This window comes from Streptomyces sp. AC550_RSS872 (assembly GCF_019049285.1).
GTDB lineage: Bacteria > Actinomycetota > Actinomycetes > Streptomycetales > Streptomycetaceae > Streptomyces.
In genome coordinates, this window is the sequence record NZ_JAGMUL010000112.1 from 1 (window position 1) to 21,450 (window position 21,450).

Below are 21,450 nucleotides of genomic sequence, written 5' to 3' on the forward strand. Positions count from 1 at the left end.
GCCGGGGCGCGTGTCCCGATCACCACGCTGGTCATCGGCGAGGGCGGCTCGGGCGGGGCGCTGGCCCTGGCGGCACCCGGCAACACCTGGGCCACGCCCCCCGACCACCAACCCCGGACACCCCCCAGGCCACCCCTCCGGACGCCTCCGGCCCGACCACTCCCCACGCTTCCACCCCGACAACCCCCGACGCCCCCCGACCACCAACCCCGGACACTCCCCGAGCCACCCCTCCGGACGCTTCCGGCCTGACGGCTCGACGCCCGGCACCTGAGGCCGCCGCCGGGCCCGCCCTGTCAGAAGGGGCGCCCCTCGACCTCGCCGGGCGGCCTGCGGCGGGGACCTTCGGGGCGGCATCCGTGACGCCCGAGGAACCCGGGCCGACACCCCCGGCCCACGAAGCCGCGCCCCCACCCCCCTCCCCCCTTGGCGCCAGGGACCTCCCGGCCACCGGCTGGGACGCTGTTCAGCGTGCCCGGTCGGTTCGGCGGCCGCGCGCGGAGGCGTACCTGGCGGCCTATTTCGAGCGCCGCGTCTCGATCAGCGGCGACCGGTGCGGGGGCGCCGATCCCGAGGGGATGCTCTGCGGGTTCGGTGCGCACGGGGGCCGTACGGTCGCGTACGCCGCGCAGACCGGCACGGCGACCCGCCCGGCGGGCTACCGGACCGCCGCCCGGCTGATCCGGCTCGCGGACCGGCTCGGCATTCCGGTGCTCACCCTGGTGGACACGCCGGGTGCCGCCAATGACGCGGAGGCGGAGCGGCAGGGCGTGGGCGCGGCGATCGCGGACCTGTTCGGGGCGGTGGCCGGGGCGCGTGTCCCGATCACCACGCTGGTCATCGGCGAGGGCGGCTCGGGCGGGGCGCTGGCCCTGGCGGCACCCGGCAACACCTGGGCCACGCCGGACAGTTACTTCTCCGTCATCGCACCGGAGTCGGCGGCGGCGATCCTCAAGCGAGGGCCGCATGAGGTGGAGGCGACGGCGGACCAGCTGCGGATCCGGCCGCAGGACCTGGCGGAGCTGGGGGTGATCCGGGGCGTCGTCGGCGGGCCGTCGAGCGAGGACACGCTGTAACGGCACCTCCACTCCGACAGGCTGCCCGGCGGGCGTCTCAGCGGCAGGGCTCCGGCCACTCCCGGCCGCTCCCGCACCCTCACACCCTGCTGCCGCAGACTCCTGCCCGGGCAAGCCCTCTCCCGCCCCGCTCGCGATCAGCCCCAGCCCATACCCGAATCCCCACGCTCTCCCACCCACGACACGCCCGCCTGACTCCCCATCAGGAGAAAACCCCCATTCAGCCGCACCCCACCCGGCCCCCTCCAAAAGGCGCCCCCCACTGGGCAGACCGCACGATCGGTGTCAAGGAGGCCCGTCGCACGGCGGCCCCCGCACACATCGACCCCACACCCCAAGCGAGGCCCGCCACCCACCCGGCGGACCCATGGTCTGCGTTTCGGGAGGACCCCCATGACCGCCACGCTGGAGCAGCTCCGCCGCTGCCACTTCGCCGTCGACCTGGGGGCGGCCAGGACCCGCGTCTATGTGAGGGGCACCGGTCTCGTCGTCGATCAGCCCTCCGCCGCAGCCGTCAACACCCGAACCGGCGCTCTCATCGCGGTCGGCGAGTTCGCGGAGCGGATGACCGGCCGTACCCCGGACTACATCCGTGTCGTACGGCCCGTCTCCGGTGGCACCGTCGTCGACATCGAGATGGCCCAGCGCATGCTGCGGCACCTGCTCGGCGACAAGATGCGCCGCGCCCTGCGCCGCAAGCCCTTCCTGCGGGCCGCCGTCTGCACGCCGCACGACGCCGACCCGCTCGCCCAGCGCGCCGCCATCGAGACCCTCGTCGGCCTGGGCGCCCGGCGCGTCGAGCTCGTCGACACGCTCATCGCGGCCGCGGTCGGGTGCGGACTGCCCGTCGAGCAGCCCGAGGCCAGCATGATCATGGTGTGCGGGGCCGCCGCGACCGAGGTCGCCGTGCTCTCCCTCGGCGCCATCGTCACGGCCGAGCGCATCCGCGTCGGCGGCGAGGCCGTGGACCACGCGATCGTGCAGCACCTGCGGCACCAGCACGAGCTGATGCTGCCCAGCCAGAACGTACGCCCGCTCCAGCTCGCCCTGTCCGGCAACGGGCTGACCTCCCAGGGCCCGGCCTCGACCGAGATCCACGGCCGGGACGTCTGCACCGGCCTCGCCCGCTCCGTCCAGGTCGACACCGCCGCCGTACGGGACGCCATCCAGACCCCGCTCACGGCCGTCCTCGACAGCATCGGCAAGGTGCTGCGCGACTGCCCGCCCGATCTGGTCGCCGACCTCGCCGACCGCGGGATCATGATGGTCGGCGGCAGCGCGCTGCTGCCCGGCTTCGACGAGATGCTGCGGCAGGCCACCAGCATGCCCGTGCACATCGCCGAGCGCCCCGACGTCTGCGCCGTACAGGGCCTCGGCACCATGCTGGAGGGCAGGATCGAGCCCATGGAGCTGGCCTCGGCCCCGGAACCGGACCCGGACCCGGACCCGGATCGGGATCTGGATCTGGATCTGACCGACTGAGCCGGCTAGTACGGCAGAATCCGCCCCGAGGGCGTGCGCCGGTCGATCTCGCCCCTGGTGTCACGGGGAGCGGCGGGCCGGCGGGTGACACGAACGCGAACGTGGGTCTGGCGGTTCATGGCGCCCTCCTCGTATCTCGGGTCCGTTGCGACCAGCCTTCTCTCCGCAACCTTTCGGCACATCGTGCCCACGGAGGCACTTGTCATGCCTCCGCGGGAGGAGCGGATGGGCGCGCGGCTGCTTCCCCCGGATGAGACCGCCCCTGAGAGCGTGCCGCCGGCCTGCGCTGGACCCGGCCCGGCAACAGGCGCACGCTCATCTGTAGGGCCCTCAACCCGTACGGAAGTGATCTCGATGGCAGACAAGCAGAAGGACTGGACCGTCCGGATCCACATCACCGAGGACGGCGACGACACCCGCGCCGAGGCCGTGCTGACCACCGAGGACGCGTCCGAGGACACCTCGACCGTCACCGGCCGGGGCGTGGCCCACCGCAATCCGATCGACCGGCCCATCCCGGAGATCGGCGACGAGCTCGCCGCCAGCCGCGCCCTGGAGGACCTGGCGATCAGGCTGCACGACATCGCCTCCGACGACATCGTGGACCTGGCCGGCCCGGTCGACCAGGGCGGCAGCCGGGCGTGGGAGAGGCCGTAGGGCCCTTGGAGCCCTCAGGGGCCTCAGGGTCTGTCGACCCAGCTGTACCGCCGTTCCGGGCGGCCCGCCTGGCCGTACCGTAGCGACACCTCCGCCCGCCCCGTGACGCTGAAGTGCTCCAGATAGCGCCGGGCGCTCACCCGTGACACCCCGAGCCGCGCCGCGCACTCCGCTGCGGAGAGGCTGCCGTCGGTCGCCCGCAGCTCGCGTTCGATCAGCTCGGCGGTCTCCACGCTCATGCCCTTGGGCAGGGTGGCCGCCGGGGCGGACGGTACCGCGCCCCGCGCCAGCGCCCGGTCCACGTCGGACTGTCCGCTGACGACCGCCGTGTAGAGGTTGCTGCGCCGCGCCGCGTACCGCTCCAGCCGCGCCCGCAGGTCGTCCGCGTCGAACGGCTTCAGCAGATAGTCAACGACCCCCTGGCGTACGGCCCCCCGCACCGCGTCGGACTCGCGTGCCGCGCTGATCACCATGACGTCGCAGTCGTGCCCGGCGGTGCGCAGCCGGGGGATGATCTCCAGCCCGAACATGTCGGGGAGATAGAGGTCGAGCAGCACCAGGTCGGGTTGCAGCTCGGCGACCGCGGCGAGCGCCTGCTCCCCGCAGTTCGCCGTGCCGATCACCCGGAACCCGTCGACGTCGTTGACGAATCCGCGGTGGATCCGCGCCACCATGAAGTCGTCCTCCACGATCAGCACATCGATCATCGGGCTCTCTCCGTCATGTGACCCCCTCCGTCAATCGGTCGGCCGGACGGCCGACGGACATCCGGGCGGTGAACATGGCGCCCGCCGGCGTGTTGGCCACCGACACCTCGCCGCCCCGGCGTTTGCACACCAGCCGGGTCAGGGCCAGGCCGATCCCCCGGTCGCCGCCCTGTGCGGCCTTGGTGGTGAACCCGTGCAGGAACACCTCCTGCGCGAGCTCGGGCGCGACGCCCGGACCCGAGTCCCGTACGACGATCTCCACGCTGGAGGCGTCCTGGCGCAGCTCCACCTCCACCCACGCCTCGGGCTCGCCGTCCTCCGCCCCAGGGGGTGTCTTCTGGATCACGCCGGCGTCGCGGGGTCCGGCACGCACTCCCCCGGAGGGGGGACCCCCAGCCGCGTTGTCGCCTTGCGGCTGCACGCACCAGACCCCGCTCGGCCTGGCTGTTACGCACCCTTCCTTGCAGCCGGCCTGATCCAGAAGACACCCCCTGGCCCCGCTCGCGGCCGCGTCGATCGCGTTGTCCACGAGGTTGCCGAGGACGGTCGCCACGTCCGCGGAGTCGGTCGGCTCCAGCCGGTCCAGCGCCGTGCGCTCGGAGATCTTCAGCCGTACCTTGCGCTCGGCGGCCAGCGCCGACTTGGCCATGAGCAGCGCGGCGACGGCCCGGTCGCGGACCCTGCTGGTGAGGTTCAGGTCGAGTGAATCGCGGTGTTTGCGCAGGGCGCGGACGTACCGTACGACCTCGTCGTGCTCGCCGATCTGGATGAGCCCGGAGATGGTGTGCAGCTGGTTGGAGAACTCGTGGGCCTGGGCGCGCAGCAGCTCGGTGGTACTGCGGAAGGAGCCCAACTCCCGCTCAAGCTGGGCGAGTTCGGTGCGGTCGCGCAGAGTTGTGACCGAGCCGAGGCGGCGGCCGTCCTTGGTGACGTCCATCCGGTTCATCACCAGGACCCGGCCCCGGCGGACGACGACCTCGTCCCGGCGCGCGCGGTCGCCGGGCTCGTCCTCGCGCGGCGTCCCGGCCAGGACGTCGTACAGCCGGCCCTCGATGCCCAGGTCGGCCAGGCTCATCCCGACGCAGTTCTCGGGCAGGTCGAGCAGCCCGCGGCCGACGGCGTTGACGAGCGTGAGGCGCTGCTGCGGGTCCAGGGCGACCACGCCCTCGGCGATCCCGAAGAGCATCGCCTCGCGGTGTTCCGCGAGCCCGGCGATCTCGCGCGGCTCCATGCCGAAGGTCTGGCGTTTGATCCGCCGGGCCAGCAGCCAGGAGCCGGCGATCCCGAGGACGCTGGCGACACCGAGGTAGACGAGCAGATAGGACGAGGCGCCCACCAGCCGCTGCCAGACCGACGGCGAGGCCCGTCCGATCATCACGGTGCCGAGGTGGTCCCCGGCGTGGCCGTCCTCCGCGCCGAGCACGGGCGCCTGTGCCACCAGCTCGGTGACGCCGTTCACCGGCAGTTCGCCGGACCAGCCGCGGCCGCCGGTGACCTGCGGGCCGTCGGACGGCATCCGGGTGCCGACAAGTGTGGGGTTGGTCGAGGCGACGATCTCGCCGCCGGCGTTCGAGACCGTGGCGGAGGTGACGCCGGACCGGGTGAGCGTGGACTGGAGCAGCGGCGCGAGCATCTCGGCCGGGGCGGGCCGCACCAGCTGGGTGCGGACGAGGGGGTTGCCCGCCAGCTCCTCGGCGAGCGCGGTCACCCGGCGTCCCTCGACCCGGTCGAAGGTCGCCTTCGACTGCGCCAGCGACACCGCGGCCACGGCGGCCAGCACGATCACGACAATGGCGAGCTGCCATACGAGCAGCTCACCGGCGAGCGTCTGGCTCCGTTTGTGCCGTGCCGTTATGACCACTATGAACTCAACCTTCAATGGTCACAGAACCGAGACGGGGTGTCTCAGGAATCGCACAATCATGGCGCCGGAACGGGCCGAGCGAAAGAGATGAGCCATGAGAACTCGACGAGCCGCAGTTGTCGGAGCTCTTGCCGCCGTGTCGATGGCCGCGGTCAGCGCCTGTGGCGCCACCGCCGACAAGGAGGAGGGCGGGGGCGGGGACGGCAAGCCTGTGACGGGACTGCGCCTCATGGTCCCGAACACCCCGGGCAGCGGTTACGACCTCACCGCCCGCACCGTCACCCAGGTCATGCAGGACACCAAGGTCGCCTCCGGCGTGCAGGTGTTCAACCTGCCCGGCGCCAGCGGCACCGTGGGCCTCCAGCGCCTGGTGAACGAGAAGGGCAACGGCAAGATGGCCATGCAGATGGGCCTGGGTGTCGTCGGAGCCTCGTACACCTCCAAGTCCGAGGCGACCCTGACGGACACCACGCCGATCGCCAAGCTGATCGAGGAGGCCGGCGCGATCGTCGTGCCGAAGAACTCGCCGTACAAGACGATGGACGACCTCGTCACCGCGTGGAAGGAGAACCCCAAGAAGTTCGCCGTGGGTGGCGGTTCGTCGCCGGGCGGGCCCGACCACCTCCTGCCGATGCAGCTGGCGAAGGCCGTCGGCATCAAGCCGAAGGACGTCAACTTCGTCTCGTACGACGGCGGCGGCGAGCTGCTGCCGGCGATCCTCGGCAACAAGATCGCGTTCGGGGCGAGCGGTTTCGGTGAGTTCCTCGACCAGATCGAGGCCGGTCAGGTCCGGGTCCTCGCGGTGACCAGCGAGAAGCCGATCGACGCGCTCAAGAACGCTCCCACGCTCAAGGACCAGGGCATCGACCTGGTCTTCACCAACTGGCGCGGCATCGTGGCCCCTCCGGGCATCACCGCCGAGCAGAAGAAGACCTGGGTCGACTCGCTGACCAGGATGCACGACTCCGACGAGTGGAAGGAACAGCTGGAGAAGAACGGCTGGGTCGACTCCTTCGTCACCGGCGAGGACTTCGGCACGTATCTCACCGAGCAGGACAAGGCGGTCGCCGACATCCTGGCCGAGCTCGGTCTCGCATGAGCTCCGAGGTGAAGGACGAACGGACCGTGGAGGACTCCCCTCCGCCCCGGGAGGGCGGGGACCGCGCGCAGTACGGCGTGTGCGTGTTCCTCGCCCTGCTGGGCACCGCCGTGATCGTGGACGCCCTCGGCATCCCGCACATCACCAGCGGCACCGACCCGGTCGGCCCGCGCGCGGTCCCGCTGCTCCTGGGCGGCCTGCTCCTGCTGCTCGCGGCGCTGTACGCCGTGGACGTGGCCCGGGGCGGCCGCGGTGAGCCGGAGGGCGGCGAGGACGTCGACCTGTCGAGCGGCAGCGACTGGCGCACCGTCCTGCTGCTGATCGCGGTGTTCGTGGCGAACGCCCTGCTCATCGAGCGGCTCGGCTGGGTGATCAGCGGGGCCCTGCTCTTCTGGGGCACGGCGTTCGCGCTCGGCAACCGCCACTACTTCCGCAACCTGCTGATCGCGGTGACGCTCTCGCTCACGACCTTCTACGCGTTCGCGATAGGACTCGGCGTGAACCTCCCCGCCGGTGTCCTGCAAGGAATCCTGTGAGGCCTGGCCCGTGACGGACAACCTGAACAACCTGATGCAGGGCTTCGCGGACGTCATGGATCCGCTGAACCTGCTGCTCGCCCTGGTCGGCGTCGTGATCGGCACCGCGGTGGGCGTCCTGCCGGGCATCGGCCCGGCGATGACGGTGGCCCTGCTGCTGCCGGTCACCTACGGCATGGAGCCGGTGCAGGCGTTCATCATGTTCGCCGGCATCTTCTACGGCGGCATGTACGGCGGCTCGACGACCTCGATCCTGCTCAACACGCCCGGCGAGTCCTCGTCCGTGGTCACGGCGATCGAGGGCAACAAGATGGCGAAGGCGGGCCGCGCGGCCCAGGCCCTGGCCACGGCGGCGATCGGCTCGTTCGTGGCAGGCACGATCGGCACACTGCTGCTGGTCCTGATCACGCCGTTCGTGGTCGACTTCGCGGTCGGTCTGGGCGCCCCGGACTACTTCGCGCTGATGCTCCTGGCCTTCATAGCCGTGACGTCGGTGCTGGGCTCGTCCCGCATCCGGGGCTTCATATCCCTGCTCCTGGGCCTGACGATCGGTCTGGTCGGCATCGACTCGGTGTCCGGCCAGCAGCGACTGACCCTCGGCATACCGCAGTTGGCCGACGGCATCGACGTCGTCGTGGTCGCGGTCGGCATCTTCGCGGTCGGCGAGGCGCTGTGGGTGGCCGCGCATCTGCGGCGCAAGCCGGCCGAGGTGATCCCGGTGGGCCGCCCGTGGATGGGCGGGAAGGACTGGAAGCGGTCCTGGAAGCCCTGGCTGCGCGGCACGGCGTTCGGGTTCCCGTTCGGTGCGCTGCCGGCCGGCGGGGCGGAGATCCCGACCTTCCTGTCGTACGCCACGGAGAAGCGGCTGACCAAGCACCCCGAGGAGTTCGGCAGGGGCGCGATCGAGGGCGTGGCGGGCCCGGAGGCCGCGAACAACGCGTCGGCGGCGGGCACGCTGGTCCCCATGCTGGCGATCGGCCTGCCGACCAACGCCACGGCGGCCGTGATGCTGGCGGCCTTCCAGTCGTACGGCATCCAGCCCGGCCCTCTGCTCTTCGAACGCGAGGCGAGCCTGGTCTGGGTCCTGATCGCGAGCCTCTTCATCGGCAACCTGCTCCTGCTGCTCCTGAACCTCCCGCTGGCCCCGGCGTGGGCGAAGCTGCTGCAAATTCCCAGGCCGTACCTGTACGCGGGGATCCTGTTCTTCGCGTCGATGGGGGCGTACGCCGTCAACGCCCAGCCCCTCGACCTGTTCCTCCTTCTCACCCTGGGTCTCCTCGGCTTCGCCATGCGGCGCTTCGGGCTGCCGGTGCTGCCGCTGATCGTCGGGGTGATCCTGGGTCCGCGCGCGGAGTTGCAGGGCCGGCGCTCCCTTCAGTTGTCCGGCGGCGAGTTGTCGGGTTTGGTGGGCGGCCCGGTGTCGTACTCGGTCTACGCGGTGATCGCGCTGGTCCTGCTGTGGCCGCTGGTTCGCCGTTTCGTGGTAAGTCCCCTGCGTGCGCGAAACGCCGCCGCCTGAGACGTCTGGAGTGCAGAGATGACCATCCTGGTCGGCTACGTCCCCTCCCCCGAGGGCGAGGCGGCCCTGCGGGCGGGGATCGACGAGGCCCGCCGCCGCGGCGAGAAACTGCTGGTGGTGAACACCACCAGGGGTGACGCCCTGGTGGATCCGCGCTTCGCCCAGGAGCCCGATCTGACCCATGTGCGCGAGGATCTCGCGGCCCTGGGCGTCGACTTCGACATCCGTCAGGTCCTCGGCGCCCGTGACGCCGCGGCCGAGATCATCGACCTGGTGGAGCAGACGGACGCGTCGCTGGTGGTGATCGGCCTGCGCAAGCGCAGTGCCGTCGGCAAACTGATCATGGGGTCCGCGGCCCAGCAGATCCTGCTGGGCGTGGACTGTCCGGTTCTCGCCGTGAAGGCGGCGGGCTGAGATGACGATGCTGCGAACCTTCGGCTGGTCGTTCGCCGTCACGGTGGTCGGCCTGGCCTTCGCCGCGTGGCAGTGGGGCTGGGAGGCCTTCGGGATCGTCCTGATCCTCTCGATCCTGGAGATCTCCCTCTCCTTCGACAACGCGGTCGTCAACGCCGGGATCCTGAAGAAGATGAACGCCTTCTGGCAGCGGATCTTCCTCACGGTCGGCATTCTGATCGCGGTGTTCGGGATGCGGCTGGTCTTCCCGGTGGTGATCGTCGCGATCAGCGCCAAGGTGGGGCCCGTGGAGGCGGTCCAGCTCGCCCTCGACGACCCCGACCGCTACCAGGACCTGGTCACGGACGCCCACCCGGCCATCGCCGCGTTCGGCGGCATGTTCCTGCTGATGATCTTCCTCGACTTCATTCTCGAGGACCGTGACATCAAGTGGCTGACCTGGCTGGAACGCCCGCTCGCGAAACTCGGCAAGATCGACATGCTGTCCGTCTGCGTCGCCCTCGTCGCCCTGCTGACGACGGCGATGACCTTCGCCACCCACGCCCACGTCAGCACCGGGCACGCGGACAAGGCGGCGACGGTCCTGCTGTCCGGCGTGGCGGGCCTGATCACGTATCTCGTCGTCGGCGGCCTCTCGTCCCACTTCGAGGAAAAGATCGAAGAGGAGGAGGAAGAGGAGGAAGAGGCGAAGAAGAAGGCCAGGGCGGAAGGCAGGCCGATCTCACCGGTGGCCCTCGCCGGCAAGGCCGCGTTCTTCCTCTTCCTCTACCTGGAGGTCCTGGACGCGTCCTTCTCCTTCGACGGCGTGATCGGCGCCTTCGCCATCACCAACCACATCTTCTGGATGGCCCTCGGCCTGGGCATCGGCGCGATGTACGTCCGTTCGCTGACCGTGTACCTGGTCCGCCAGGGCACCCTCGACGACTACGTCTACCTGGAACACGGCGCCCACTACGCCATCGGCGCCCTCGCCGCGATCCTCCTGATCACCATCCAGCACCAGATCAGCGAGATCATCACCGGCCTGATCGGCGTCGTCCTGATCGCCGCGTCCTTCCTCGCCTCCGTACGCCGCAACCGGGTGTTGGCAGCGGAGGCGGCGGCCGGGGCGTCTGAGGAGGAGAAGGGGGAGGTGCGGTCGGGGAGGTGAGCAGCAGCTCACGCCCCGTCCCGTGGCAGGAGACGCCACCAGGCCATGGACAGTCCTTCCACAGGGCTGAACGAGGCACGGTCCAAGGACGTGAGCAGCGACCTCCACGCCACACCTCGCGCAAGGAGGCGCCGCCAGGCTGTGGGCAGTCGTTCCGCAGGGCGGAACGGGTGGGCACAGCCGGACCCGCGGCCGGGGACGAGGCCTCAGCCACCACCGGGCGGTTGCCGCCCCGCACCCGGCCGCCGGCTCGGGCACCGGAACGAGGACAGAGTGAGCAAGCCCACTCCCGTGTGCCCTCCACCTCACCAAGCCCGGCAGAATCCGCCCGGGCGGCCGGCTCAGGGTGCCCCCAACCAGGTCCCCCGGGACGGGTGCGGCTGCGGCGTGCGCGTGATCTGGGGCAGACGTGGTCTGCGACATAGGCGTTTTCGCCCGATTATGGCTAGCTGGATGTGCTTGCCTCGCGCACAGCGTCGCGTCATCGGGCGCGTTGTCCTGTCGATCGTCCGCCTGGGAGACCCATGCGCCTGCGCGTATCCACCGCTCCGCGAAACCCCTCCGCTCCCCGCATCGCCGCGATTCCGCCCCTCGCCCTGGCCGGCGGCGCTCTGACCGTCGGTGTCGGGGGCCTGTATCTGGCCGGGCTGCTGCTGGCGGGCGGGGACATAGACGCGGGTACGACCGTACGCGGGGTGGACATCGGAGGGCTGAGCCGTGCGGAGGCCGTCCGGAAACTGGAGGAGCGGCTGGGGTCGGCCGGTGCGCGGGACCTCGCGGTGACCGTCGGTGACCGCGAGGGCGCCGTCGACCCGCGGCAGGCCGGCATCACCTTCGACTTCGCCGCGACCGTCGACCGGGCGGCGCGGACCCACGCCGCCGATCCGTTCACCGTGATCGGCGGGCTGTTCCGTTCGGGCGGCCCCGTCCAGCCCGTCGTACGCGTCGACGAGGACAAAGCCCACGCCGCCCTCAGGAAGGTGGCGAAGTCACTCGACCAGAAGGTCCGCGACGGCGCCGTCGGCTTCTCGGACGGCGAGGTCCGCCAGATCGCCCCGCACAACGGCTACGCGCTGGACACCGACGCCGCCGTCGCCCCGCTGCGCGAGTCCTTCCTGCGCGGCGACGCGGGCGCCGTCACCGCCCTGCCCGCCCGGGAGACGAAACCCGAGGTCACGGCGGCGGAGGTACGTCGGGCGGTGCGCGACTTCGCGGAGCCGGCCATGTCGGCCCCGATCAGGCTCGCGGCGGCCGACCGGCGCTTCACGATCTCCCCGGACGACCTCGGCGAGTACCTGACGATGCGGCCGGACGACAAGGGCAGGCTGACCCCGCAGCTCGACGCCAAGGCCCTGCGTACCTCCCCCGTCGTGGCCCGCAACCTGTTCGGCCTGCCCGCCGAGCCCCGCAACGCCACGCTGAGCCTGGCCGGCGACCGGGTCGTGGCGGCCGACGACGCCAGGCCCGGCGTAAGGATCACCGACGAGGCGCTGGGCGAGGCCGTACTGCCCCTGCTCACCAAGTCGGGCACCGCCCGCACCGGCGAGGTGGACGCGCACGTGATCCAGCCGCAGGTGACCGGCGACAACGCCGCGCGGCTGGGGCTGCGGGAGAAGATGTCGTCCTTCACGGTCAACTTCGAAGCGGCGCCGTACCGCACACGGAACATCGGCCGGGCGGTGGAACTCATCAACGGCTCCGTCGTCATGCCGGACAAGACCTGGAGCTTCAACCGCACCGTGGGCGAACGCACCGAGGCCAACGGTTTCGTCGACGGCATCATGATCCTCAACGACGAGTTCACCAAGGCACCCGGCGGCGGTGTCTCCGCCGTGGCCACGACCATGTTCAACGCCATGTTCTTCGCCGGGGTCAAGCCCGTGGAGTACGGCGCCCACTCGTTCTACATCGAACGCTACCCGGAGGGCCGCGAGGCGACGGTCGCCTGGGGCAGCCTGGACCTGCGGTTCGCCAACGACTCCGGCAACGCGATCTACATCCAGGCCGAGTCCACCGACACCTCCGTGACCATCACCCTCTTCGGCACCAAGAAGTACGACGAGATCGAGTCGATCACGGGGCCGCGCACGAACGTGAAGCAGCCGGAGAAGAAGGTGAACTCCGACGAACAGTGCGTACCGCAGACCCCGCTGGAGGGCTTCGACGTCACCGTGCAGCGTGTCTTCGTCGCCGACGGCCGAGAGGTGAAGCGAGAGCCGTTCCGCACGCACTACACCCCGCGTGACGAGATCGTCTGCGAGTGACGCCCCGAGGGGGCGGCGTCGCGCCGTTCCTGAGACCGATCAACCACGCGCAGCCGACGGAGTCGGTCGGGGCCGGGGCCGGCCGTGGTGAAAGCCACGGCGGGCGACCGCCGACCGCCCGTACGACGCGGGAGCCCAGCGCGCCGCCGCCGTGTGGCGGAGTGGGCCGGCAGGGGTACTCGTTCCGGTTGTGCCCGTGAGGGTCGGCGGGATGGGAGTGGTCGGTCATGGCACGTGCGATCTGGACCGGTGTGATCACCTTCGGGATGGTCAGCGTTCCGGTCGGGCTGTTCACCGCGATCGAGGATCACACGGTCCACTTCCACCAGTTGCAGCGCGACACGGCCGACCGGATCCGCAATCGGCGGGTCAACGAGCGCACCGGCAAGGAAGTGGCGAGCGAGGACATCGTCAAGGGCTATGAGGCCGCCGACGGCGAGTACGTCGTCGTGGAGCCGGACGAGCTGGACGAGATCGCGCCGGGCCGTTCCAGGACCATCGACATCGGCGACTTCGTGGACCTGGCCGACATCGAGCCGGTCTACTTCGACCGCACCTACTACGTCGGACCGCGCGGCAAGGAGTACGCCAAGGTCTACGAGCTGTTGCGCGCAGCCCTCGCGGATGCCGGCAAGGTCGGGATCGCCACCTTCGTGATGCGCGGCAAGCAGTACCTGACCGCCCTGCGCGCGGAGGACAGGGTCCTGGTGCTGCAAACCCTGCACTGGGCCGACGAGGTCCGCGACCCGGGCAAGGAACTGCCCGACCTGCCCTCGGGCCGCGCGGCCAAGGGCACCGGGAAGGGCAGGAGCAAGGGCAAGGAACACGACATGGCGGTCCAGCTGATCGACGCGCTCAGCGCGCCCTGGGATCCGGCCCGCTATCGCGACACCTACCAGGAAAAGGTGCGGGAGCTCGTGAAGGCCAAGGCCGAGGGCGAGGAGGTCGCCTTCGCCGAGGAGGCGCCCGAGGCGACCAACGTCATCGATCTCATGACGGTCCTTGAGACGAGCCTGGAGCAGGCCGGCGGAACCGGTGGCGGCGGCAAGAAGGCCCCTTCGGCCCCTTCGGCCCCTTCGGCCCCTTCGAAGGCCGAGCTACGGAAGCTCAGCAAGTCGGAGCTGTACGAACGGGCCGGCGACCAGAACATCACGGGCCGCTCGAAGATGAGCCGGGAGGAACTGGTCGACGCGCTCGCCCGCGCCGGCCGCCGCCGCGGGAAGAGCGCCGCCTGACCGGCCGTACGACGGGATCACACCCGGACCGGAGGCCGAGCGGGGCCGTTCCCTGCTCGATGACCAGGCTCGGGTGCGGGCCGTGAGGCGGGCGGTGGTGATCAGGTCGCTCAGGGTCTGGAGTCGCCGCGACGGCGTGGGAATCGGTCCGCGTGCTGCTGGGCGAGACCTACCGACGCGCCCCGGGACGCCGAACGGCCCTTGCTGATCGGCCTTGTCCAGTTGGTCGCCGAGGGCGCGCCCGTGTCGGTCGGCTCAGGGACGGACAGGCGGAGGTCTCCCGCCCGATCTCGCAGGCACTCCGCCCGCCCGGACTGCGTCCGGCACCGGACCAGCGACGTCAGCGCGCGGAGAGCCCTCGTCGCCCTGACCGGCCTGTGACGGTCCTGGTCGCGCAGCGCCGGCTGCAACCGCCCCCCGCGCGGCGTGAGCGTCCGCCCCGGGACTACTCCGTGCCGTCCGCCGGCAGGCGCTCCGGCAGCCCGAGAAGGGGGAACCGGTCGTCGTGGAACGTGACGATCTCGGTGATCGCCCCGCCGGTGACGCGCAGGACGTCGATCGTCAGCGGCAGGTAGGCGCCCTCCTGCTCCTGCCAGAGGTAGAAGGCGACGGCGGGCTGCCGGTTCACGGAGGTGGGGACGGCCCGCAGGCCCTTCATGCCCTCGAAGCCGCTCTCGACCCAGTCCTTCACCACCGCGTCGCGGCCGACGTACAGGCCCGGCGTGGGCGGCATCGAGCAGCGGACGTCGTCCCGCAGCATCGAGGCCAGCGCCGGGACGTCCGTGGCCACGCTGGCGTCGGTGTAGCGGCGCACCAGCTCGCGCGTCCCGGCGTCCTGTTCACCGCCGGTCCAGTCCTGGCGCTCGGCGGGCAGGTGCTCCCGCATACCGGCGCGGGCCCGCTGTAGCGCGCTGTTCACGGAGTTGACGGAGTCCCCGAGGAGCTCCGCGACATCCTTCGCCGGCCAGCCTTGCACGTCCCGCAGGATCAGCACGGCCCGCGGGCGCGGCGCGAGGTGCTGGACCGCGACCAGGTACGCCAGCTCGATCGTCTCCCGCGCGACGGCGACGGTCTCCGGCTCGTCCGCGTCGCCCGCCGGCAGCTCGTCGAGCAGCCGGTCCGGGTAGGGTTGCAGCCACAGCACCTCGCCGCCGGTCGCGGGCTCCGGGCGGCGCTTGGCGAGCAGGTCCAGGCAGGCGTTGGTGGCGATCCGGTACAGCCAGGCCCGGAACGTCGACCGCCCCTCGAAGGTCTCCCGCCGCCGCCAGGCACGCAGGAACGTCTCCTGCACGGTGTCCTCGGCGTCCTCGAACGACCCGAGCATCCGGTAGCAGTGCACGTGCAGCTCCCGCCGGTGCCGCTCCGCCATCCCCGAGAACGCCGGCTCGTCGACCTCACCCAGCCCGCTCACGCCCAGCTCCTCCAACCGCGTGTCCGCACTCATCACGTCATCCTTCCGCCTCGTCGTGTCCCGCCGTAGGTGTGACGGGTGCGGGCGCGAAAACTCATCACCAGGGTGGTGGAGAACGATCACCAGGGTGGTGGAGAACGAGGATCAGGTCGACGAGGTGGTTCAGCGATCGGTGTGTGACCGAGGCGTACCGCGCTGCCGACGGCGTGTTCGTCCACCTGCCGGTCCCGTCGGAAGAGGACCACACGGCCTGCGCGCGCAACATCGTCACCCCCGACCGCGAGGTCCGCCCGGCCCGCCTGGTGTTCTCCACCAGCGGGATGCCGACCACCTTGGGCGCGGGGGCAGACCGACCCCGGCACCCAGGTCCTGCTCCAGGCCGGCCGGCCCTGCGGACGGTGCGAACTCTGCCTGCGCGGCCTGCTCTGCCGGGAATCGATGACACGCTCGTCCGCAGCCCCGGCAACCTGCCCTCGAACAGGCCGCGGTCATCCCGGACGCGGTCTCCACGCCGTACTCCGCCATCGTGGAGACCGGCGCCGTCCGGCCAGGACAGTCGGTGGGGATCTGGGGCGTGGGCGGCTTGGGCGCGCACGGCGTCCGGATCGCCCGCCTGGTCGAGGCCGCGCCCGTGATCGCCGTCGATCCACTGTCGTACCGCTGGCCGAAGCCGCCGATGCCGTAACCCGGTTGGAGAAGAAGATCGGCGACCCCGTGCGCATCGGGCGGTGTCGGGACCCGTCCCGGCCGTTGGGGGTGAAGATGCCCGAACCATGTCGGCCCGGCATGGCAGTCCGGCAGACTGGGCCGGCAACAAGGCGCAGGAGGGCAGGACGTGAACTGGTCGTGGTCGTCCTTCGCTACGGCGATCGTCACCGTGGTCGTGCTGTTTCTGCCCCGGGGCGGGCGCGTCCGGCTGAAGGCACTGCTCGCTGTCGCCTTCGTGGTGATCGGCGAGGGGATTCTCTTCGGCAGTGAGGGTGGCAAGCCCTTGCTCAACGCCTTGATATTCCTGGCGGCAGGGCTGCTGCTGCTGGCCGAAATCGCCACGAGCCGTGAGAATCCGCTGGTTCCGTGGATGTGGATGGGGACGGGGACTGTCGGCGTGGTTCTCACCGTGTGGTGGACGGACGAGCTGATCGCATGGACACAGACCATGCGGTCGTGGTTGGTCATCGGTTGTGCGACAGCCGCTCTTCTCCTCGGCGTACTGGCGGTGCGCGGCCATCGGCGGGCCACCACGGTTCGATACGACCGGCACGACCTGTCAGGTTTCTGAGCCATGGGCCACGCTCCCTCCACCGCATTGCAGGCGTTCCTGTTGGTGCTTCTCGTGCTGCCCGGGGTCAGTTATCAGTTCCTGCGGGAGCGCCTGCGCGGACCGGTGGCCCGGGAGAGCAATCTGGGCGAGCGGGTCCTGCGAGCTGTGACGGCGTCCATTTTGCTGGACTCGCTCTACGCGATCGTGCTTGGTCCGCCGTTGGTACGCGCGGTTCGCGGGGACGGGCGGGCCGGCTGGGACGGTGTCGTCCAACAGCCGCGCCTCGCCGGTCTGCTGGCTCTGGTGCTCTTCATCGCCGTACCCGCCGCGGCGGCCGGGTGCGCGTCGGTGTGGCAGCGCCGTCGGCTGCCCACGCGGTACCGGGCGGCACCCAGCGCGTGGGATCACGTTTTCCGGCACCGCGGTTCGTGTTTCGTGCGTGTCCGTCTGAAGGACGGGACGTGGCTCGGTGGATGGTACGGATCCCGGTCCTACGCGACGTCCTATCCCGAGCCGTCGGAACTCTTCCTCGAATCCGCCTGGCGGATGAACTCCGACGGCAGCTTCGCCGACCGGGTGGAGCGCACCGCCGGCCTGTACATCCGCGCAGCCGACGCCGATGTCGTCGAACTCATCCACCCGCCGGACCGGCCCGGACCGGACTCAGCGACACGCAGGGAGGTACCTCTTGCCCGAGTTGACCCCTCATGAGCTGGAACTGCTCGCCGAATCCGGCGAGTTGCGAGGCTACACACCGCGCGACCAGATACCGGAGCCCGATCAGGGCCCGGCCGGACCCGCGAGCGCGTCGGAACCTCCGGCTCAGCAAGCGGCCCCGCAGGTGGCCCCTGACCAGAGACCGCCGGCCGACCAGTGAGGCGTCACGAACCCACGTGGACGTGACCGGCCCATAGTGCTGGGAAGTTCGGGTACCGGTCACGTGCCGTGAGTGTCGCCCGGTGCACGGCGGTGGCGGCATCCACCGCTCCGCGTGAGGTGGCCGAGGTGGCCAGGTGCTGGTAGATCCGCGTGGCGAACTCCACGCCGACGCGGTCCTGGAGGAGCCAGAGCGTGGCAACCACCTGTCGGAATCCCGCGAGTTGGAAGGACGAGGCGAGATGGATCGCCTCGTCGAAGAGACGATGACCGGGTTGGGCGGTTGAGCAGGAGGAGACGTAGGCCAGTTCCGCGTTCGGTAGCCGCAGCCGTGAGATGTCGGCCACGGAGAACGAACGCCGCTGGTGGTCGTGGAGCAGCAGGCGACCCCGGGACGGCGCATCAGGGTCCGTGACCGCGTGGCAGGCGAAGTGAGCCCAGGGCGAGCGGGGCAGTTCGGCGAGAACGCGTTCGGCGACCGCCTCTCGGTCGGACAGCACCCGGGCCCCCGTGAAGAGGCGCCGCACGGCGTCGGCTTCCGCCAGTGCGCCGCTGAGTGGCGTGGCACCGGGAGTCTCGGGCAGGGCGACGACCAGGGGGCGGGGCTTGGTGCGGGAGGGCCGCCGCGCCCGAGCGCCGCGCAGGGCACGAACGGTGGGCGCGTAGGAGGAGACAACCCGGTCCAGCAAGGTCTTGGGATCCGGGTGATCGCGGGTGTCGTGATAACCCGCCGCGTGCACCGGCAACAGGGCCAGTGGCCCGGTCGGTACCCACCACACGTGCGGCAGCTCGCCCCCTTGCGGCGGCCGGTGCAGCCCCAGAGCCTCCACCACCGGTTCGGCCACTGCGTCCCACAGCCAGGCGAGCACCTCAGCGAAACGCTGCTGTCGGCCCAGGTCGAGCAGGTGCTCAGGCCGCACCGCGTCCACCGTCTTCCGCACCTGCTCCTCAACCGCTCGTAACGTGAGGGCCGGTAAGGGAACCGTCCGCACACCGCCGGGCTCCAGGATGATCGCGTCGGACCGGTACGTGCTGACGTTCAGAAGGACGATCGGTCCCTCCCGCGCGGCAGCGAGCAGCCCGGCGAGTTCCGGGCCGCGAGCGAAGGCCGAGAAGCCGCGCTGGGCCCGGATGCGTTCCAGCAGGGAGTCCCAGCGGGCCTCCAGCGCGCGCCGCGTCTGCCGGTCCCGGTCGGTGCCCCGGACCAGGGCGCCGTCCTGCACCGGATCCCTCCAGGTCCCCTCCTCGTCCATGGTCAGCTCCTCGTCCGTGCCGAGGAGCGGCTCGGGGGCGTGCGCATCGTCCAGTGCGTCACGCAACTCCTCGAATTCCTCGGCGAGTCCGGGATGGTGCCGGCGCAGTGCGGTGAGGTCGGCGCGGGTGTCCAGGACGCGGGCGAGCAACACCCCGCGCCCCTGTTCCAGCAGCGTCACGGCCTTCTCGGGCTGTCCGGCAGCAAGGGCGCAGGCCGCGGCGGAGGCCGCGATCCCGGACCATCGGCCGAGCCGGTACTCCTGGTCGCTGCGGCGCAGCTCGCGCGCCGCCAGCCGCGGCAGCAACTCGATCACGGCCTCCAGGGCCTCCACCGCTTCGGGATACTCCCCGGCTGAGGCAGCGATGTCGCCCCATGCGATCCCGGCGGCCACCCGGGCCGGGATGTCGGCCACTGGGCTGTTCGTCGCGTCCCGGGCTTGTGCCAGCGCATCGGCAAGATCGGCGAGCCGGTGAGAGGCCCGGTAGCGGGTGTGCACGGCCAGTGCCAGATTCAGCTGGTGACCGGCGCGGGCAGGGTCGTCGACGGGAACGTTGCCGACGGCTGTCCGGGCCAGGCCGATGGCCTCCTCCAGCTCCGCCGTGTTCGGAGTGTGCGCGTAACGAACACGCAGCACGAGGGCGAGGTTGTTCAGACAGGTGTCGTACAGGCGGTGGTCGGCGGGCATGTGCTGCGCAGCCTGTCGGCCGACTGCCAGCGCCTGGTCGAGGTCGGCCCACTGCCCGGTCGTCCGGTAGCGCTGGACGAGCAGTCCGCAGAGCGTGGTCAGATCGACCACCCGCACGTACGGTCGGTCTCCCGACCGTGTGGTCGCCATGACAAGTTCCAGGGTCGCGATGGCCTCATCGAGGTCGGCTGTGCGCCGGGTGCGCTCGTACCGGCTGCGCAGTACGGCGCTCAGCTCGCCGAGGCACGTGATGCGGTCGCCTCGGTAGGCCCGGGACGCGACGCGCACGGCCTCGCGGCTGATGTCCAGCGCCTCATCGAGGTCGGCGGCGTCCCCGAAGTGGTCGTGGCGCACCCGTAGCGCGCAGCTCAACTGCGAGAGCAGAACGCCTCGGCGGGGCTCGCGGGCGGACTCGGCCTTGGCCACCTCCATGCCTGTCGCGATGGCCTCGAACAAGTCGTCCCCGTTTCGGAGTCGCTCGTACCTGCCACGCAACGCCATCACCAGATTTGCCGCGTACTCGATCCGGGCCGGTTCACCCACGCTGGCCCGGACAGCCAGCCGGAGCTTCTCGATGCCCTCGTCCAGCATCTCCACCCTGCCGGTGAGATCGAAGCCCCGCAGGGAAATGCGGCCCGACCGGTTCGCTTCGGAGGCCGCGGCCGGGTCAAGCGCGGGGTTCTCGCGCCGGCGAAGATAAGTCCGATGGGACCGCAGCCAGTTCAGACAGAAGCCGGCCGTCGCCATGGTGAGCGCGGCCGGCTCGACCCAGGGGTACGGCATCGGGTGTGACAGCACCGTCATCAGACCCACCGTCCCGCCCATGATCCCCGACATGCGCATCCACCGGTCGATGTGGCGATCTCCCGCCAACCCCAGCAGCAGCACAACGAACCCATTGAGCAGCGCCACCATCCCCGACCACATGAGGGCCACAATAGGCGGAAGGCCTGGTACGACTTCGTTGGATTTGGTGCGCAGATCCCGTTGGCACGCTCACGGCAGCACCCGCCCGTTCTCGATGTGCGCGAGTACCCGCTCCAGCCAGGCCAGCAGGTCGCCCTCGACTTCCGTGCGGTTGGTCTCGTTGAACAGCTCGTGCCGCGCTTCGGGGTAGATGCGGTAGGTGAGGCCGGCCTGCCGGTAGCGGTCGACGAGCAGGTCACTCAGCGTGAGCCCGGCGTTGAGCGGGTCCCGGTCGCCGACCAGGACGTAGACAGGCAGGTGCGCCGGGATGCCCTGGGGCTGCGCGAGTGCTGCCGAGGCGACGGCGACCTGTCGCATTCCCTCGGCGTCGAGGCTGGAGCCGCACAGCGGGTCCGCGAGGTAGGCGTCGACGGCTTCGGGGTCACGGCTGAGCCAGTCGAACGGCGTCCGAGCGGGCTCGAAGCCTTTGGTGTCCGCGGCGGCTGACGAGTCGGCCGCGCCGGCACCGGCGGAGGCCGAGCCCGGGCTCTGCGCGCCACCGCAGGCGGTGAGGCCCAGGACGGGCGCCGCCGAGCTTCTCGTCGACGTACCGAACGGCTGCCTTGGCGCCCAGGGTCGCCTCAGGGCTGCCGCCGGGGCCGCCCTCGACGTTCACCCGGCCGAGAGTGACCGGGGACAGGCCGGAGTCGGCCTTGCCCGCCTTGCCTGGTCCGCGACGACCCCGACCGGACCAAGAGTGTGGTGCGGTCCGCCGACGCGTAGACGAGCGGTCTACGGCGTACGCGACCCCACCTGCTGACCGGCACTCCCCACCTCGAGGAACCCCAGCCGCGCGCCGGCTGGGGTTCCTCTCCTTCGTGGACATTCATCGTCGGTACGGGCCGAAGCCCTATGCCGCCGCCGAAGCCGCACCGCGTCCGGTCGATTCACGTCCTGGCGGGCTCGTCGTCGAGGCGGAACCTCGGGTCGCCCGGTACGGACGCGAGGAGTTGGGCGGTGTACGGGTGGTTCGGCTCGGCGAAGGTGGCTCCG

General features: G+C 71.0%; 17 protein-coding genes and 2 pseudogenes. 14 read left to right on the forward strand and 5 right to left on the reverse strand.

Annotation, left to right across the window (positions count from 1 at the left end):
- The 4 genes and pseudogenes from KUM44_RS47725 to KUM44_RS32000 form a co-directional block, all read left to right on the forward strand.
- Window positions 1-252: pseudogene (locus KUM44_RS47725) on the forward strand (hypothetical protein); the annotation flags it as partial.
- Between the two features lie 158 nt (window positions 253-410).
- Window positions 411-1,076 (forward strand): annotated as a pseudogene (locus KUM44_RS31990) (carboxyl transferase domain-containing protein); the annotation flags it as partial.
- 393 nt (window positions 1,077-1,469) lie between these two features.
- Window positions 1,470-2,558, forward strand: coding sequence for a rod shape-determining protein (locus KUM44_RS31995; protein WP_217213254.1), 1,089 nt, complete (start codon window positions 1,470-1,472; stop codon window positions 2,556-2,558).
- Window positions 2,559-2,912: 354 nt separating this feature from the next.
- On the forward strand, window positions 2,913-3,215 hold the full coding sequence (locus KUM44_RS32000) for a DUF1876 domain-containing protein (protein ID WP_254390434.1): 303 nt from the start codon (window positions 2,913-2,915) through the stop codon (window positions 3,213-3,215).
- A gap of 23 nt (window positions 3,216-3,238) precedes the next feature.
- Here the strand turns inward: KUM44_RS32000 and KUM44_RS32005 are convergent, their stop codons facing one another.
- The gene (locus KUM44_RS32005) at window positions 3,239-3,922 is read right to left on the reverse strand and encodes a response regulator (protein WP_217213256.1); all 684 of its coding nucleotides are present in this window, start codon (window positions 3,920-3,922) and stop codon (window positions 3,239-3,241) included.
- A 13-nt stretch (window positions 3,923-3,935) separates the two neighbouring features.
- On the reverse strand, window positions 3,936-5,783 hold the full coding sequence (locus KUM44_RS32010) for an ATP-binding protein (protein WP_308402777.1): 1,848 nt from the start codon (window positions 5,781-5,783) through the stop codon (window positions 3,936-3,938).
- A gap of 97 nt (window positions 5,784-5,880) precedes the next feature.
- Here KUM44_RS32010 and KUM44_RS32015 point away from each other — a divergent pair, with 97 nt between their 5' ends.
- The 7 genes from KUM44_RS32015 (at window position 5,881) to KUM44_RS32045 (ending at window position 14,003) form a co-directional block, all read left to right on the forward strand.
- Window positions 5,881-6,885: a tripartite tricarboxylate transporter substrate binding protein gene (locus KUM44_RS32015; RefSeq protein WP_254390436.1), complete on the forward strand. Its 1,005-nt coding sequence runs from the start codon at window positions 5,881-5,883 to the stop codon at window positions 6,883-6,885.
- Window positions 6,882-7,421: a tripartite tricarboxylate transporter TctB family protein gene (locus KUM44_RS32020; protein WP_217213257.1), complete on the forward strand. Its 540-nt coding sequence runs from the start codon at window positions 6,882-6,884 to the stop codon at window positions 7,419-7,421. The genes KUM44_RS32015 and KUM44_RS32020 overlap by 4 nt, the downstream gene beginning before the upstream one ends.
- Before the next feature lie 34 nt (window positions 7,422-7,455).
- Window positions 7,456-8,940, forward strand: coding sequence for a tripartite tricarboxylate transporter permease (locus tag KUM44_RS32025; protein ID WP_217213266.1), 1,485 nt, complete (start codon window positions 7,456-7,458; stop codon window positions 8,938-8,940).
- 18 nt (window positions 8,941-8,958) lie between these two features.
- Window positions 8,959-9,354 (forward strand): universal stress protein, encoded by a 396-nt coding sequence (locus KUM44_RS32030; RefSeq protein ID WP_062724219.1) that lies wholly within the window; start codon window positions 8,959-8,961, stop codon window positions 9,352-9,354.
- Window positions 9,355-9,361: 7 nt separating this feature from the next.
- Window positions 9,362-10,504 carry a DUF475 domain-containing protein gene (locus KUM44_RS32035; RefSeq protein WP_217213267.1) on the forward strand — a complete coding sequence of 381 codons (1,143 nt, stop codon included), beginning with the start codon at window positions 9,362-9,364 and terminating at the stop codon, window positions 10,502-10,504.
- A gap of 524 nt (window positions 10,505-11,028) precedes the next feature.
- On the forward strand, window positions 11,029-12,768 hold the full coding sequence (locus KUM44_RS32040; protein WP_217213258.1) for a VanW family protein: 1,740 nt from the start codon (window positions 11,029-11,031) through the stop codon (window positions 12,766-12,768).
- 227 nt (window positions 12,769-12,995) lie between these two features.
- Window positions 12,996-14,003 (forward strand): Ku protein, encoded by a 1,008-nt coding sequence (locus KUM44_RS32045; protein ID WP_217213259.1) that lies wholly within the window; start codon window positions 12,996-12,998, stop codon window positions 14,001-14,003.
- A gap of 445 nt (window positions 14,004-14,448) precedes the next feature.
- Here the strand turns inward: KUM44_RS32045 and KUM44_RS32050 are convergent, their stop codons facing one another.
- Complete coding sequence (locus tag KUM44_RS32050; protein ID WP_217213260.1) at window positions 14,449-15,447, reverse strand: RNA polymerase subunit sigma-70; 999 nt, start codon at window positions 15,445-15,447, stop codon at window positions 14,449-14,451.
- A gap of 526 nt (window positions 15,448-15,973) precedes the next feature.
- Here KUM44_RS32050 and KUM44_RS47730 point away from each other — a divergent pair.
- From KUM44_RS47730 to KUM44_RS32065, 3 genes are all read left to right on the forward strand, one after another.
- Window positions 15,974-16,099, forward strand: a complete 126-nt coding sequence (locus KUM44_RS47730; RefSeq protein ID WP_374202094.1) for a hypothetical protein — start codon at window positions 15,974-15,976, stop codon at window positions 16,097-16,099.
- A gap of 150 nt (window positions 16,100-16,249) precedes the next feature.
- The gene (locus tag KUM44_RS32060; RefSeq protein WP_217213261.1) at window positions 16,250-16,693 is read left to right on the forward strand and encodes a hypothetical protein; all 444 of its coding nucleotides are present in this window, start codon (window positions 16,250-16,252) and stop codon (window positions 16,691-16,693) included.
- A 3-nt stretch (window positions 16,694-16,696) separates the two neighbouring features.
- Window positions 16,697-17,386: a DUF6338 family protein gene (locus KUM44_RS32065; protein ID WP_217213262.1), complete on the forward strand. Its 690-nt coding sequence runs from the start codon at window positions 16,697-16,699 to the stop codon at window positions 17,384-17,386.
- Between the two features lie 170 nt (window positions 17,387-17,556).
- On the opposite strand, the gene KUM44_RS32070 is transcribed toward KUM44_RS32065, so the two are convergent.
- A complete protein-coding gene (locus tag KUM44_RS32070; protein WP_217213263.1) occupies window positions 17,557-20,418 on the reverse strand; it encodes a CHAT domain-containing protein in 2,862 nt (953 codons plus the stop codon).
- A 69-nt stretch (window positions 20,419-20,487) separates the two neighbouring features.
- The gene (locus KUM44_RS32075) at window positions 20,488-21,042 is read right to left on the reverse strand and encodes a serine aminopeptidase domain-containing protein (protein ID WP_308402778.1); all 555 of its coding nucleotides are present in this window, start codon (window positions 21,040-21,042) and stop codon (window positions 20,488-20,490) included.
- Window positions 21,043-21,450 lie beyond the last annotated feature (408 nt).